This window comes from Beutenbergia cavernae DSM 12333 (assembly GCF_000023105.1).
Taxonomy (GTDB): Bacteria; Actinomycetota; Actinomycetes; order Actinomycetales; family Beutenbergiaceae; genus Beutenbergia; species Beutenbergia cavernae.
This window is the reverse complement of the sequence record NC_012669.1, coordinates 1,871,704-1,884,982: the sequence shown is the minus strand read 5'-3', so window position 1 is coordinate 1,884,982 and position 13,279 is coordinate 1,871,704. Positions and strand designations below refer to the sequence as shown.

13 protein-coding genes, 1 tRNA gene and 1 riboswitch are annotated in these 13,279 nt (G+C 74.0%); of the genes, 1 reads left to right on the top strand and 13 read right to left on the bottom strand.

Features of this window, described 5'->3' with window-relative positions:
• Nucleotides 1–11 precede the first annotated feature (11 nt).
• The 7 genes from BCAV_RS08245 to BCAV_RS23195 form a co-directional block, all read right to left on the bottom strand.
• Nucleotides 12–84: transfer RNA gene (locus BCAV_RS08245), tRNA-Ala, on the bottom strand.
• Between the two features lie 78 nt (nucleotides 85–162).
• Nucleotides 163–777: a histidine phosphatase family protein gene (locus BCAV_RS08240; protein ID WP_015882134.1), complete on the bottom strand. Its 615-nt coding sequence runs from the start codon at nucleotides 775–777 to the stop codon at nucleotides 163–165.
• Nucleotides 774–1,190: a ribosome silencing factor gene (rsfS, locus tag BCAV_RS08235; protein WP_015882133.1), complete on the bottom strand. Its 417-nt coding sequence runs from the start codon at nucleotides 1,188–1,190 to the stop codon at nucleotides 774–776. The genes BCAV_RS08240 and rsfS overlap by 4 nt, the downstream gene beginning before the upstream one ends.
• Before the next feature lie 112 nt (nucleotides 1,191–1,302).
• Entirely contained in the window at nucleotides 1,303–3,186 is a 1,884-nt protein-coding gene (locus tag BCAV_RS08230) for a glycerophosphodiester phosphodiesterase family protein (protein ID WP_015882132.1), read from the bottom strand.
• A gap of 151 nt (nucleotides 3,187–3,337) precedes the next feature.
• Nucleotides 3,338–4,519, bottom strand: coding sequence for a hypothetical protein (locus BCAV_RS22505; RefSeq protein WP_015882131.1), 1,182 nt, complete (start codon nucleotides 4,517–4,519; stop codon nucleotides 3,338–3,340).
• Nucleotides 4,516–5,160: a nicotinate-nucleotide adenylyltransferase gene (nadD, locus tag BCAV_RS08220; protein WP_015882130.1), complete on the bottom strand. Its 645-nt coding sequence runs from the start codon at nucleotides 5,158–5,160 to the stop codon at nucleotides 4,516–4,518. Before nadD ends, BCAV_RS22505 begins: the two co-directional genes overlap by 4 nt.
• 23 nt (nucleotides 5,161–5,183) lie before the next feature.
• On the bottom strand, nucleotides 5,184–5,339 hold the full coding sequence (locus tag BCAV_RS23195) for a hypothetical protein (protein ID WP_015882129.1): 156 nt from the start codon (nucleotides 5,337–5,339) through the stop codon (nucleotides 5,184–5,186).
• A gap of 223 nt (nucleotides 5,340–5,562) precedes the next feature.
• On the opposite strand from BCAV_RS23195, the gene BCAV_RS08215 reads away from it, so the two are divergent.
• Nucleotides 5,563–6,150, top strand: coding sequence for a hypothetical protein (locus BCAV_RS08215; RefSeq protein ID WP_015882128.1), 588 nt, complete (start codon nucleotides 5,563–5,565; stop codon nucleotides 6,148–6,150).
• Between the two features lie 21 nt (nucleotides 6,151–6,171).
• Here BCAV_RS08215 and BCAV_RS08210 read toward each other — a convergent pair whose 3' ends face one another.
• The 6 genes from BCAV_RS08210 to BCAV_RS08185 all read right to left on the bottom strand — a co-directional run bounded on the left by BCAV_RS08210 (nucleotide 6,172) and on the right by BCAV_RS08185 (nucleotide 13,278).
• Nucleotides 6,172–8,079, bottom strand: a complete 1,908-nt coding sequence (locus tag BCAV_RS08210; RefSeq protein ID WP_144016745.1) for a glycoside hydrolase family 183 protein — start codon at nucleotides 8,077–8,079, stop codon at nucleotides 6,172–6,174.
• Nucleotides 8,080–8,211: 132 nt separating this feature from the next.
• Nucleotides 8,212–9,186 (bottom strand): transglutaminase-like domain-containing protein, encoded by a 975-nt coding sequence (locus tag BCAV_RS08205; protein ID WP_015882126.1) that lies wholly within the window; start codon nucleotides 9,184–9,186, stop codon nucleotides 8,212–8,214.
• 33 nt (nucleotides 9,187–9,219) lie between these two features.
• Nucleotides 9,220–10,140: a MerR family transcriptional regulator gene (locus BCAV_RS22500; RefSeq protein WP_015882125.1), complete on the bottom strand. Its 921-nt coding sequence runs from the start codon at nucleotides 10,138–10,140 to the stop codon at nucleotides 9,220–9,222.
• 46 nt (nucleotides 10,141–10,186) lie between these two features.
• Nucleotides 10,187–11,194, bottom strand: coding sequence for an LLM class flavin-dependent oxidoreductase (locus tag BCAV_RS21580; RefSeq protein WP_015882124.1), 1,008 nt, complete (start codon nucleotides 11,192–11,194; stop codon nucleotides 10,187–10,189).
• Nucleotides 11,195–11,473: 279 nt separating this feature from the next.
• A riboswitch (SAM riboswitch) is annotated at nucleotides 11,474–11,585 on the bottom strand.
• Nucleotides 11,586–11,682: 97 nt separating this feature from the next.
• Complete coding sequence (locus tag BCAV_RS08190; RefSeq protein ID WP_015882123.1) at nucleotides 11,683–12,309, bottom strand: bifunctional 4-hydroxy-2-oxoglutarate aldolase/2-dehydro-3-deoxy-phosphogluconate aldolase; 627 nt, start codon at nucleotides 12,307–12,309, stop codon at nucleotides 11,683–11,685.
• Between the two features lie 9 nt (nucleotides 12,310–12,318).
• Nucleotides 12,319–13,278 (bottom strand): sugar kinase, encoded by a 960-nt coding sequence (locus BCAV_RS08185; RefSeq protein WP_015882122.1) that lies wholly within the window; start codon nucleotides 13,276–13,278, stop codon nucleotides 12,319–12,321.
• Nucleotide 13,279 lies beyond the last annotated feature (1 nt).

The window sequence follows — 13,279 nt, the reverse complement described above, 5'->3', positions numbered from 1 at the left end:
GTCCAGCTGGGTGGAGCTGAGGGGACTCGAACCCCTGACCCCTTCCATGCCATGGAAGTGCGCTACCAACTGCGCCACAGCCCCAGGTGCCCCGCAGGGCTCGGTCAGTCTAGACGATCGCCCGCCCTGGGCACCAATCGCCCTCGGGCGTGCCCCGGCCCGTCAGAGGGCCCCGATGTTGTGCGCGACGAGACGCCAGCCGGGCGCCCGCCGGGACGCCGCGAGCATCGACCAGTGGCAGTTCCCGATCCCGGAGATCGCCGCCCACTCCTCCGGGTCCAGGCCCAGCAGCGTTGTGATCCCCGCGCCGATCGCGGCGCCGTGCGAGACCACGACGAGCGATCCGCCGTCGTCCACGCCGTCGGCCGCTTCGCGCACCGCCGCGGCGAATCGCTCACCCACGACTCCCTTGCGCTCCGCGTTCACGCCCTCGGGGTGCAGGCCGGCCTCCCACGCGGCGAACGGCTCGGGCCACCCGGCGGAGATCTGGTCGTGCGTCAGCCCTTCCCAGTCGCCGAAGCTACGTTCGCGAAGCCGCTCGTCGAGCGTCACGTCCAGACCGGCGAGGTCGCCCAGCACCTGCGCCGTCCCGGCAGCACGGACCAGGTCGGAGGCGACGATCGCGGCCGGCTTCTCGTCGACGAGGACGGCGGCCGCCCGGGCGGCCTGCGCCGTCCCCGAGTCGTTGAGCGGGATGTCGACCTGGCCCTGCAGGCGCAGGGTGGCGTTGTACTCGGTCTGCCCGTGCCGCCAGAGGATGACCCGGCCAGCGCTCACGCGCTGGCCCGCGGGTCGTCGGCGTCGACCGGCGCGTCGGCGTCCGGGCCCGCCAGGTCGGCCGGCAGGTCCACCACCGGGCAGTCCTTCCAGAGCCGTTCGAGCGCGTAGAACTCGCGGTCCTCGCTGTGCTGCACGTGCACGACGATGTCGCCGTAGTCGAGCAGCACCCAGCGCGCCTGGGTCACGCCCTCCTTCCGGCTGGCACGCACGCCCTCGCGGTGCATCGCCTCCTCGACGGCGTCGACGATCGACGCGACCTGCCGCTCGTTCGCACCGGAGGCGACCACGAACACGTCGGTCAGGACGAGGCGCTCCGACACGTCGAGCGCGATGATCTCGATCGCCTTCTTGTCCGCGGCAGCGCGCGCGGCCTCCACGGCGAGGTGGCGGGAATGGGGATCGGCGGGCACGAGGCTCCTCGGGTCGGGCGAGTGTCGGCGACCAGTGTACGAGGGCGAGCGCGCCCGACCCGGGCGACGGCGAGCGGGCGGCCCCTCCCCGACCCTCGCCGTCGCCCGGGCGTCAGAGCAGAGCCCGCGCGTCCCCGGCGACCAGGCGCATGAGCTCCGGCTCGGTCCCGGCCCGTGCGTACGCGTCGGCAGCGCCCGCGACGGCCCGCCACAGCTCCGCCGTGACGAGGGAGTGCAGCGTGGTGCGCTGCCCGCGGGAGAGCCCGTCCGCCGCGTCCACGAGCGCACGCAGCCCGGCTTGGGAGGCCTCGAGCTCGAAGGTCCGCGAGACCGGCTCGACGCCGTCCGCCGACACCTCGACGACGTGCTCCCCGAGAGCGAGCCCGAGCAGCGCGACGGGAGCGCCCAGGTCGACGCCGCGACCGTCGAGACTTCCCGTGAGGTTCGTCGCGTTGACCGCGTTCACGCCGATCGCGAGCGAGTCCGCGCGGTCGAGGCGTGCCCCGTCGCCGGGCGACACGATGCTCACCTGCGCGGGCTGGGCGGCGTCCTGCTGGACGCGTTCGGTGTACCCGACGTACTCGGCGGCGCGGTCGGTGAGCATGCCGTCGATGCCGATCTCGGTGAGCTGCTGCCACCGGTTCGCGTCGTTGATCGTCCACGCCTGGACGGCGACTCCCGCCTCGCGCAGGAGCGGGACGATGCTCGGGTTCGCGATGATCGAGTTCGCCCCCGCGATGTACGCGGACAGCCCGTACTGCTCCACGGCGGGCATCGGGTCGGCGGCCGCCTCGGAGATGATGAGGCCGCGCCGGATCTCGGGCGCGAAGGCCTGCGCCTGCGCGATGAGGTCGGTCGAGAAGTTCGTGAACACGACCTGGTCGGTCATCCCGCGGTCGATCACCGCCTGCAGCGTCTCCGGCACCGACCCGGACTTGATCTCGAGGCTGATGAGCAGGCCGGTGCCGGCGAGCTGGTCGAGCGCCTCCTCCCACGTCGTGATGCGCGCCCCGCTGAAGACGGGGTCGAACCACGAACCGACGTCGAGCTGTCGCAGCTCCTCGAGCGTGTGGTCGGCGATCCGACCGGTGCCGTCGGACTTCGCGTCGATCGTGTCGTCGTGCCACAGGACGTGGGCGCCGTCCGCCGTGCGCTGCACGTCGAGCTCGATGCCGCGGGAACCGGAGTGGATCGCGGCAGCGATCGCGAACGACGTGTTCTCGGGCGCCATGGTCGAGTAGCCCCGGTGGGCGACGGCGTACGCCGGTTCCGAATCGTCGCGCAGCAGCGACGCAGGCTCGAGCTCCGTGACGACGACGTCGTCGAACGCGACGGTCGAGCCGTTGGCGATGAGTCCGAGCACCCCGTCGCCGGATCTCGGGAGAACCGTGGTGCGGGCGAGCTGGGTGCCTTCCCAGAACCAGCGCGCCTGCCCGCCCTGGACCTCGACGGCGATCCGCACGTCGTTCCCCACCCCGGCGTCGGCCGGCGCGGGCGTGGCCGTGAGGACGTTCCACGTGTTTCCGCCGGTGCGGACGGCGAACTCGGTGCCGTTCGGGGCGGTCGAGCCGGAGCGCAGCACCGCGTGGCTCCACGGCACCGTGCCGTCCGCGCCGATGTCGAGGATGACGCCGGCCCATCGGGCCGCGTTCACGACCGACTCGAAGCGGACCGTCGCCTCCACGCGGTAGTTGTTCGCGTGCTCGCCGAAGGTGAGACGTGCGTTCTGGCCGGATCCGGTCGACGTGCCGATGAGCTCCCCGTCCACGACCTCCCAGGTGCCGTCCGCGGCCAGCCACCCGGCGGGAAGGCTGCCGTCGGCGACCTCGTCGAAGTTCTCCTGGAGGAGGACGTCGCCCGGTGCGGCCACCGCGGGGGCGGTGGCCAGCAGGGGCGTGAGCCCGCCGACCAGGGCGGCGCCCGCCAGGCTCGCGACGAGCCGGGAATGCGTCGTCCTGGTCCGGCCGGTGGTGCGCGAAGGTGCTGACCCGTGCATCGATCTCCCCGTCCCGCCCGTCTCCGGGCCGATGACGGCGCCGCCGACCTCGCTGCCGGTGACGCCCGCCGCGTTCGCGGCGCCTGAATCGATTTAGATCGAAGCGCAACCCGACGCCGCGGTCAAGGGTCAGGCTCTGCGAACCCGATCCTCACCCTCGGGCGAGTGCGCCCCGCGCCAGCCCGGCCGCGGCGACGTAGGCGTCCCGCGCCCCCTCGAATGCACCCGTCGCCCCGGAGGCGTTCCGGTTGGCGAGGAACTCGATCACCAGGAAGATGCCCACGCCGAGGGCGAGCCCGATGACGACGAGCAGGATCACCGTGAGCGCCGTGACCCAGCCACCGCGCCCCGACGAGCCCCTCTCGTCGTCGTCGTCAAAGTCGTCGTCGTCGACGTCGTCATCGTCGTCGTACTCGTCGTCGAACGCGTCATCGCTCGCCGAGACCGGCCGGAACACCGGGGCCGCCCCGTCGCCGCCCGGGCGCACCCCTGCGCCGTCGCCCTCCGCGAGGACGGGGCGCCACTGCGGGACGGCTGGCGCCTCCGGCTCCGCGGGCGCCCGCACGGACCGCCGCGCGGGCGGTGCAGGAGGCGCGGCGGGCGCCACGGTCTCGCTCCGCGGCGCCACGACGGGCGGCGGGTCGGACACGGCGGGCGCCACGGGCTGCGTCACCTCGGCCGCCGCCGGCGCCGGCATGGGCGCTCGCGGACGCGGCACGTCGGCCGCCGGGGTGCGGACCGGCGCCGGCGGGGTCGCTGCCGGTGGCGGGGTCGCCGGCGGGGTCGGCGTCGGCGCGGGCGCCGGTGCGGCGCGGTCGAGCCGCACCGGGGGGATGACGGCGGAGGACCAGTCGATCGGCGACGTGACCTCGACGCGGGACTCGGGGTGCGCCACGCTCCCCCGCGCGGGCGTCGGCGGCGCCGCGGGCTGGGCCGGCCTGATCCCGCTCAGCGCACCGTCCGAGCCGACGGTGCGCGTCCCGCTCGCGGCGGGCGGCGTGCGGACGACGGGGCGCCGCACGGTCGCGGTCCGCTCCGACGGCGTCTCCGGCAGGGCGGGCTCGTCGTCGGACGGAGTCGACCGCAGACGTTCCCGCATCGAGCGCCGGCTCGGCACCTCCGCCGGGGCGGCGTCAACCGGGGCCTGTTCCGGCGGCGAAGGCGGCGAAGGCGGCGCCGGCGGGACCGGAAGCACGCCGTCGCCCGTCTGGCTCCGTTCGCGCTCCCGGAGCTCGCGTCGGGTCAGCGTGGTCTCGCGCGACTCCTCGACGGCGCGCTCGGCCTCACGACGACGCCGCCGCTCCCCCCGCGTCTCCCCGGTCTCGTCGCTCATGCCGTCACCTCCTGGGCCTCTGGCGCGCGATCAGCGTGCTCCGGCGCGTACAGCCCGTGCTTCGCGATGTACTGCACGACGCCGTCCGGCACGAGGTACCAGACCGGCTTGCCCGCCAGCACGCGCGCGCGGCAGTCCGTGGACGAGATCGCGAGGGCGGGGACCTCGAGCAGCGAGACGTCGCCGGACGGCAGGCCCTCGTCGTCGAGGCTGTGGCCCGGCCGCGTCACGCCGATGAAGTGTGCGAGCTCGAACAGCTCCTGGGCGTCCTTCCAGGTGAGGATCTGCCCGAGGGCGTCCGCACCGGTGATGAAGAAGAGCTCCGCCTCCGGGAGCGAGGCCCGGACGTCCCGCAGCGTGTCGATCGTGAACGTCGTCCCGGGTCGGTCGATGTCCACCCGGGAGACGGAGAACCGTGGGTTCGAGGCGGTCGCGATCACCGCCATCAGGTACCGGTGCTCCGCGGGCGCCACACGTCGTTCGCTCTTGAACGGTTGAGCGCCGGTGGGCACGAACAGGACCTCGTCGAGACCGAACACGTCGGCCACCTCGCTCGCTGCGACGAGGTGGCCGTGGTGGATCGGGTCGAACGTACCGCCCATGATGCCGACGCGTCGGCGGGCGTGCGGGGGACGAACCACGGCTGGATGCCTCCGGCGGCCCCTCAGCGGTGCCGGGTGCCGACGCTGCGGAACGCGAACGCCACGAGGAGCATGAAGAGCAGGATGGCGAGCGTCACACCCCCGTAGACGTACGGGTTGGGCGCGGCGGACTCCGTCTCGTGCGCGGTCTCGGCGAGCGTCACGAGTGAGCTCAGCATCTGGATCTCCTCCCGGATGGCGGCATGCGGCCTCCAGTGTGACACGAAGGCGGAGGAGTGAGCGTAGCGAGCCCCGCAGCGCCTGAGGCGACGAACACGAAGGGGGAGGAGTGAGGATCACTGGCTGGGACCTTCTGCCCGGGCGGAGCCGACCCGCCTCCGCCAGACTTTGCTCGACGCACCACCAACCCCGGGACCGCCCGGCCGAACGCAGGGAGCCGTCATGAGCACGTCCGCACCACGCCAGAGCCGGTTCCCCGCCGTCGCCGGGCTGATCACGATCATCGTCGGCATCGTGTTCGTCATCGCCGGCGGCGTGACGTGGGGTCTGGTCTCCAGCCAGCTCGCCGCCGAGGAGATCACCGTCTCGGACGACGCCCAGTGGTTCGCCGGTCAGCAGGTCCGTGGGCCGCTCACCGCGTACTCCCAGGCGGACATCATCAACCACCACGCGCTGGCGGCGACCGGCGACCGGACGTACGCGGAGCTCGGCGACGAGATGGCGCAGCTGCGCGAGGACGGCGTAGCCGAGGACGATCCCGAGATGCAGGACCTGTCCGCCGCCCGGACGACGATCATGAACGCGTCGTTCCTGCGCGCCTCCCTCTTCACGTCGGTGGTCGCGTTCGGCGTCGCGGCGCTCGTGATCGGGCTCGGCGTCGTCATCGGCCTGATCGGGTTCGCGCTGCGCTCGATGGCGCACACGGCGACGGCTCCGGCGGCGCCTGCCCCGCAGTCGACCCCGGCACCGGCCACCGGCGGGTCCGCGTCGGCGTCGCGCCGGCCCGAGGCCGACACCGACGCGGACTGACCGCCGCACGGTCGCCGGCCGTCAGCAGCTCCTGGCGCGGTAGTCCACCTCGTAGCGCTGGTTCTGCGCGCGGTCGTCGCGCCAGGTGTACCCGTCGACGTACAGCGTGCCGGCATCCAGCTCGTCCGTCCCGGTCTCGAAACGCTCGCTGACCCGGTCGTTGCGCTCGACGCCCGTGAACCGCGCGTCGCCCCAGGCTGTCACGATCCGGATGTCCGACGGCGTGCGCTCCCTGTTCTGCGCCGTCACCTCGACGACCGCCTCGCCGCCGCGGCACTGCACGTGGGCGCGCACCCGCAGGTCGACGCTGCCGGGGTCCGGAGCGGGGGGCGGATCGGTGGCGCGGGCGAGCGAGAAGTCGTCGACCTGCAACCACATGTCGCCGTTGTTCGTCCAGATGCCGGCGAAGACCTGCACGCTCGTCCGATCGCCGGAGTTGAACGCGACGTCGTATCGCGTCCAGTCCGCCACGGCCTGGAAGTTGTGCTCCGAGATGACCTGGAAGTTCGACCCGCGCACCCCGACGTACCCGGCGTCGTTGTTCGGTGACGTCCGGAGCCAGGCGGAGAACCGGTAGTCGGTGTTCGGCTCCACCCGCACGGTCTGGTGCAGCGAGTTCCACCCGGAGTCGTTGCGCACGAACCCGTTCTTCCCGCCCGCGAACGCCCAGGTGTGGTTGTTGTCGGTCCCGCAGTTGCCCGAGCAGACCCACGGGTCCGAGGTCGCCGTCGACGGCTGCCGCTCGAAGCTCGGGTCCGCGAGCAGGTTGGCCCGGCTGATCTGCCCGTCCGCCGTGAGTCCGACGCGGATCAGGAACACGTTGTACGGGTCCCACTGCGAGAGCGCGATGTAGAGCTCGCCGTCGGGTGACCAGGGGTGGATGTACCCGCCGTACAGGCCGGGGTAGTCGGCGAAGCTCGCGACCACCTGGCGGTCGGCCCACGGGCCCTCGGGCGACGGCGCGCTGAGCAGCACGAGGTCCAGGTTCTGGTCGAGGTGCGTCATGAGCCAGCGCTGGGAGTGGGCGTCGTAGCGGACGGACAGCTCGGCGACGTTCGGGGCGACGATCTCGGCGGCACGCACGTCAGCGCCCTCGCCGCTCTCCCACCCCTCGCCGGTCCAGTACTCGTAGGCGGCCTTGTCGAGGATGTCGGCCTCGGCGACGCGGGCGACGTGCGCGGCGCCGAGCCGGCCGTTCGGCGTGCCGAACATGTAGAGGTAGCCGTCGCGCCTCTCGAACGCCACCATCTGGAACGGGTGGTCACCCTCGGACGTCGCTGCCCCCGGGTTCTCCCACGTCGGGCCGTCGGTGGAGTTCCACGTCTGCCCACCGTCGGAGGAATACGCGATCCGCGAGAAGTTCGTGTCCCACTGCCCGGGTGGGCCCCACTGGCGCACGGACATGAACGCGAGGTACTGCACGCCGTCGACCTCGATCCCCGCTGTCGGGATCGTGGTGTGCTCGACGCCGGGCTGCTTGAGCGACGGGATGATCTCGCCGGCGTGGCCGGGGGTGTCCTCGACGGCGGAGTCGAACGTCATGCCGTCGGCGAGGTCCGTGTCGGTGCTGCGCAGCAGCACGTTGCTGCGCCAGTCGCCTCCCCCGCCGCCGGGACCCGTCCAGTCGCCGAACGTGTCGCCGAACGCGGTGAGGACACCCCCGGCGCCGTCGTCCCACATGATGCCGAGGTCGGTGCCGGTGACGCCCCACTGCGCGGCGGTGTCGGTCGTCGCGTCGACGCCGGTCAGCTGAGCGACGACCGTCGCCGGCGACGGCGCCTCGCTCGCCGCGGCAGGGCCGGCGACGACGGCGGTCGCTCCCGCCGCGAGGAGCGCCGTCACGAGCGAGGCGACGAGCGCGGGACGACGGCGTCGCCAGCGCGCTGATCGCGGAGCCGGCGGTGGAACGGGGATGTGACGGGTACGCATGGCGGATCCCTTCGGCGGCGTTGCCCACGGGTCGATCGCTCACGCGAGCAATCGATTACTCAGGTGCGTTGCCCAGGAGCCTAGTGACCGGCGTCACACCCGGTCAAGGTCCCGGCCCGCCGTCGTGACCCGCTACTCGCCGGCGACCACTGCGAACGACGACGCGGCGACCCAGTCGGTGGCTCGGGCGTCGAGATCCGTCACCCCGACGCGCCCGCTCGGGGAGGCCGTCAGCACGCGCTCCCCCGGGCGCAGTCGTGCGTCAGCGACGTAGCGCCGCCCGAGCTCGGCCTCGGCCTCCGCGTCGCCGGCATCCGCCGCGACCAGCAACGCCGCCACCTCGTCCACGAGGGCATCCGCCTCGGTCTCGGGCACGCCGCTCAGCACCCCGGGCGGTACGACGCGGCCGACGTCGTCCGGGACGACCATCGCTCCCCACAGGTCCCAGAGCAGCATCTCGTCCCGCTGCCGGGCGGCGAGCTCGCCGATCACATACTCCCGCACGAACGCGTGCCCACCGAGCTGCGGCAACGACGGGTCGACGCCGTACGTGCTCACGTCGACCCGGCCCGTCCGGTGCGCCAGCCAGGCCTCGGCTGCGGTGACGAACGGGGCGCCGTCGCCCACGGGCATGTCCGCGACGTCGAACGGGAAGTCGTCAGCGCCGAGTTCGGCGTCGAACCGCACCCACCGCTGCCCGTCCCAGCGCTCGCCGACGACGTGGTCGTGGTGGAACCCCTCCCGGAAGTAGCCGGCGAACCCGTGGCGGGACCGTGCCGGGACGCCGTGCTCGCGCAGGATCGCGACGGCGAGCAGGGTGTGGTCGCGGCAGCAGCCCGCCACCCGCCGCCCCGGTTCGCGGGGCGCCGTGAGGTCGGACTCCCCGCGGGAGCAGTAGCGAGCGAGGATCGCCTCGATCCAGCGAGAGTCGATGTCCGCGCTCTGGTCGTCGACGAGATCCCCCGCCTCGGCCCGGTAGTGGATGACGGCGTTGGTGACGGCGGCGTGGATCGCCGCCGGATCGGGGTCCACGGCCTGCAGGAGCTCGGCGAACCGGCCCGGGTCGGAGTAGCGGCTGTGCGCGGCGTACGAGGTCGTTGTCGGCATGGCACCACCGTGGGGTCTGCCCCTGGGGCAAGGTCAAGCCACGGGCTGGGCGATGCTCGCCACGACGCCCGATTCCGCCCACGGCACGGGATACACCTCGCGCACCGAGCCGGCGGTGCCCCCGACCCGCTCGGCGTGCTCCGCCACCCAGGACTCGAGGGCGTCGTAGAACGCCATGATCCGCGGATAGCGGCAGTCGGATGCCGTGACGTCGACGTACGCCTCGCGGTGCGCGGGCTCCACGCGGAGCGCGATGCCCTCCGCGGGAACCACCCGACCCGAGTACGGCACGCACACCTCGATGGGAGCAGCGGCGCCGGGGCGGACGGCGCCGTGGAAGAGGACCCAGTACTCGTTGCCGAACTCGGCTCCCTCACCGGCGAGGTGGGCGCGGATGAGGAGCACGGCCGCCGTGAAGCCCGCCACGAGGTCCTCCTGCGCGAGGATCGACGTGGACGTGGCGACGGTCAGGGCCGGCACCGTGCGCACACGCACGTCGCCGGCGTGGACGTCGGGGAGCCCGGGCCGCGGCGCCGGCGGCCCTGCGGGCGCGGCCGGATCCGTCGGCGGCGTCGCCGCGCCGGGACGCCCCTGCCCGAGCGGGTCCGTACGGCCGAACGTCTCGACGAGCAGGTCCACGGCATCCCGTCGTTCGGACAGGCTGCCCACCTGGTCCTCCCACCACCCGCGAACCTCCCGGGCGAACGCCTCAGCGTCCAGGTCGAGGATCTCGCCGATCCGGGCGAGCGGGAGGTCCAGCCGGCGCAGCAGGGCGATGGCGCGCGCCCGCTCCGTCTGGGCGCGCGTGTAGTACCGGTAGCCGGTGCTCGGGTCGGCGCGCGCGGGCCGCAGCAGCCCGTTCGCGTCGTAGAGCCGGAGCGCCTTGTGCGAGAGTCCCGACGCGCGCGCGAACTCCCCCGTCGTGAGCTCCTCGGCCTCCGCACGTGTCCCCACGCCCGGGAGCGTACGCCGGTCCGCGGACCCGCCCCGGGCCGGAGCGTCAGACGGTGACGGAACGCGCCCCGGTCCGGCGTGCCCGCAACGGCGCCCCCGACGGGTCGCCCAGGAGCCCGCGCGAGACGAGCTCGGGCGTGACGTCCCGGGCCAGCGCCACGACGTCCGCGGGCAGGGACCCGGGCAGGACGACGACGCCGTCAGCGGCCTCGGCGCGCACCCACTCCTCGACGACGTCGGCTGCGTGGGCCGGCGTCCCGGCGATGGTGAGCAGATCCTCGGTGGGGTCCACTCCCCCCACGTCCCGGATGAGGTCGGCGCGGAACTCGGCGCTCGAGGCGTCGTCGGCGATGACCGTGAGGGCGTCGACGAGCACCGGCACGCCGTCGGGGTCACGACCCGCGCCCGCCGCCGCGGTCCGGACCCCGGCGCGGAGCGCTCGCGCCGCCTCGGGGTCGCTGACGCGCAGTCGCACGACGTCGGCGTAGCGGCCGGCGACGCTCACGTCCTCCGGCGAGCCGACCGGGACGACGAGCGCCGGACGGTCGCCGCCCGGCCGGTCCGGTGCGGCCTCCCAGACGCGGAGGATCTCCGCGAACACGCCACCGGCGGTGGGCGACGGCGTCACCTGCCAGGCCCCGAGACCTCCCGAGCGGGCGTGCAGCCCGGCGATCGCGTGCGCGAGCCGGATGGGGTCGATGAGCCCGGCCGGCAGCGCCGGGACGAGAGCCGGAGCGTGGGTGCCGAGGTGGCGCGGGTCGGCGAGGCGGGACGCGACGACGGCGGGGTCGAGCCAGGCGTCGCGGCGCGGAGCCGCCCCGGACTCCAGCCGGAAGGAGGTCCCGAACGTCACGAAGTCCGCGCGTGCGGACTCCGCCAGCCGGACGTACCGGGCGACGTCGGACACGTCGATCCGCTCGTCGTCGTGGGCGCTCGCGCGGCGGTACGGCGACGACGCGACGCCGACGGTGGTGAGGTCGACGCCGAGGCGGAGCGTCGCGGCGCGGGCGGCGCCGGTCGAGGGGGTGTGGGCGGAGGTGGGCAGCGTGGTCATGGGGTGCTCTCTCGAGTCGAAGCTGTCGGGGGCGATCACCCGCGGACGGGGATCGGTGACGGCGCGCAGAAGGCGTCCGTCGGCGGGGACGACCGCGAAGGACCCGGGCGCGTGGCCCGAGGTGGCCGGGCGTCAGGCGCCCGGTGCGACGGCGGTCGTCAGCCGGTACAGCGACAGCTGGGACACATGACGGATCGACCGGCGCCGGAGCGCGCGGCGATGCCGTGGCGGGAGGTGCGAGAGGCGGGGCGTTCGATCATGTCCGTGGTGTCCTCGGCAGCGATGCGCTTGACCTGACAGGTAGCCAGGCCCAGGTCGTCACCCGGGGCACCCCACCGCACAGGAGGGTTGCCGACCAGCGAGCCGGGGCTTGATGCTGGTACTCGAGACCGTGAGGACGACGCTAGGCGAGCCGGGCGCGCGCTGTCAACGCGGCGTGCGGCGTGTCACACCGCGGGCCGTCCCGTCTCGGACCGTGGACGGCGTTGTCAGCTACGCCGGGCGATGACGTCGGCGAGGCGGTCCACCTGCGACCGGTCCGCGAGCGCCGACCCGACGGCCACGGTGCTCGCGCCGCCGTCGAGGAACTCCTCGGCGTTCGAGGCGTCGATGCCCCCGGTCGCCACGAACCGCACCTGCGGGAACGGCCCGTGCATCGCCCGGAACCACGACGGCGTGAGCAGCGAGGCCGGGAAGGCCTTCACCCATGTGCATCCGAGCGCGACGGCGCGCTGGATCTCGCTCGCGGTCGCGACCCCAGGCAGGTGTGGCAGGCCCGCCGCACGAGACGCGGCGACGACGTCGGGGTCCAGGCCGGGGGCGATGGTGAACGCCGCTCCGGCCCGCGCGACAGCGTCGACCCGGTCGCTCGTCGTGATGGTGCCGGCCCCGACCAGCAGGCCGCGCTCGCGGCCGGCGGCGACGACGGCCTCGAGCGCGGGCAGGTACCGCTCCTCCTGGATCGGTACCTCGACGAGCGCGATGCCGACGTCCCACGCGCGCTGCGCGAGCTCGACCGCCGGCGCGGCGTCCATCCCCCGGAACAGGGCCATCACCGGGCTGGCCGACATGATCGTGCCGATGTCCGGCGTGGTTCCGCTCTCGTGCGTGCTCATGACTCTCCTTCAGCGTTGCAGCGTCGCGCGCTGCGCCCGCCAGTCCTCGTACTCCGCCAGGGGTGGGAATCCGGTGTAGTCGCCGTGGTGCTCGACGACGCGGGCGGCCGTCCACGCGCCCGAGCGGACGGCGTCGGGCAGCGGGCCGCCGTCGAGCACGACGTGCAGGTAGCCGGCGGTGAACGCGTCACCGGCGCCGACCGTGTCGACGACGCGGGCGGGCGCGGCCGGGATCTCCACCTCGGCGTCCCCGTCCGTGGCCATCGCCCCCTCCTCGCCGAGGCGGACGACGACGGTCGGGACGCCGTCGGCCAGGAGCGCCGCCATCGCGCGGTGCGGGTCGGCGTGCCCGGTCAGCACCTGGGCCTCCTCGCCGCTGAGGAGCAGGTGGTCGACGTCGGGCAGCAGGTCCCGGGTGGTGCGGGCGGCGTCGGCCTCGGTGGTCAGGCGACGGCGCAGGTTCATGTCGAAGCTGACGACGGCGCCCCGCGCCTTCGCCCCGGTGACGAACGTCCGCAGCGCGGCGGCGGGCCCGTCACCGAGCGCCGCGGTGATGCCGGTGGCGTGGACGAGCCGCGACGACGGCGGGGCGGCGCCGAGGTCCGCGCCGGCGTGCGCGAACGCGGACGTCGACCGGTAGTAGTAGACGCGGACGTCGTCAGGCCCGACGACCTCCTTGACCATGAGCCCGGTGGGGTGGGCGGGGTCGGTGCGCAGGTGCGTCGTGTCGACGCCCTCGCCGCGCAGCGTACGCCGGATCGTCTCGCCCATCGGATCGGCACCGACGGCGCCGAGGAAGGACGTCGCGCGACCGAGGCGTGCCAGGCCGATGGCCACGTTGCCCTCCGCCCCCGCGACGCCGACGGCGAGCGAGGGCGTGGCGGCGAACCGCGTGCCCGGGGTCGCGAGGGACACCATCGACTCGCCGAGGACGACGGCGTCGAGCTCCCGCTGGGCGTCGGAGGTCACG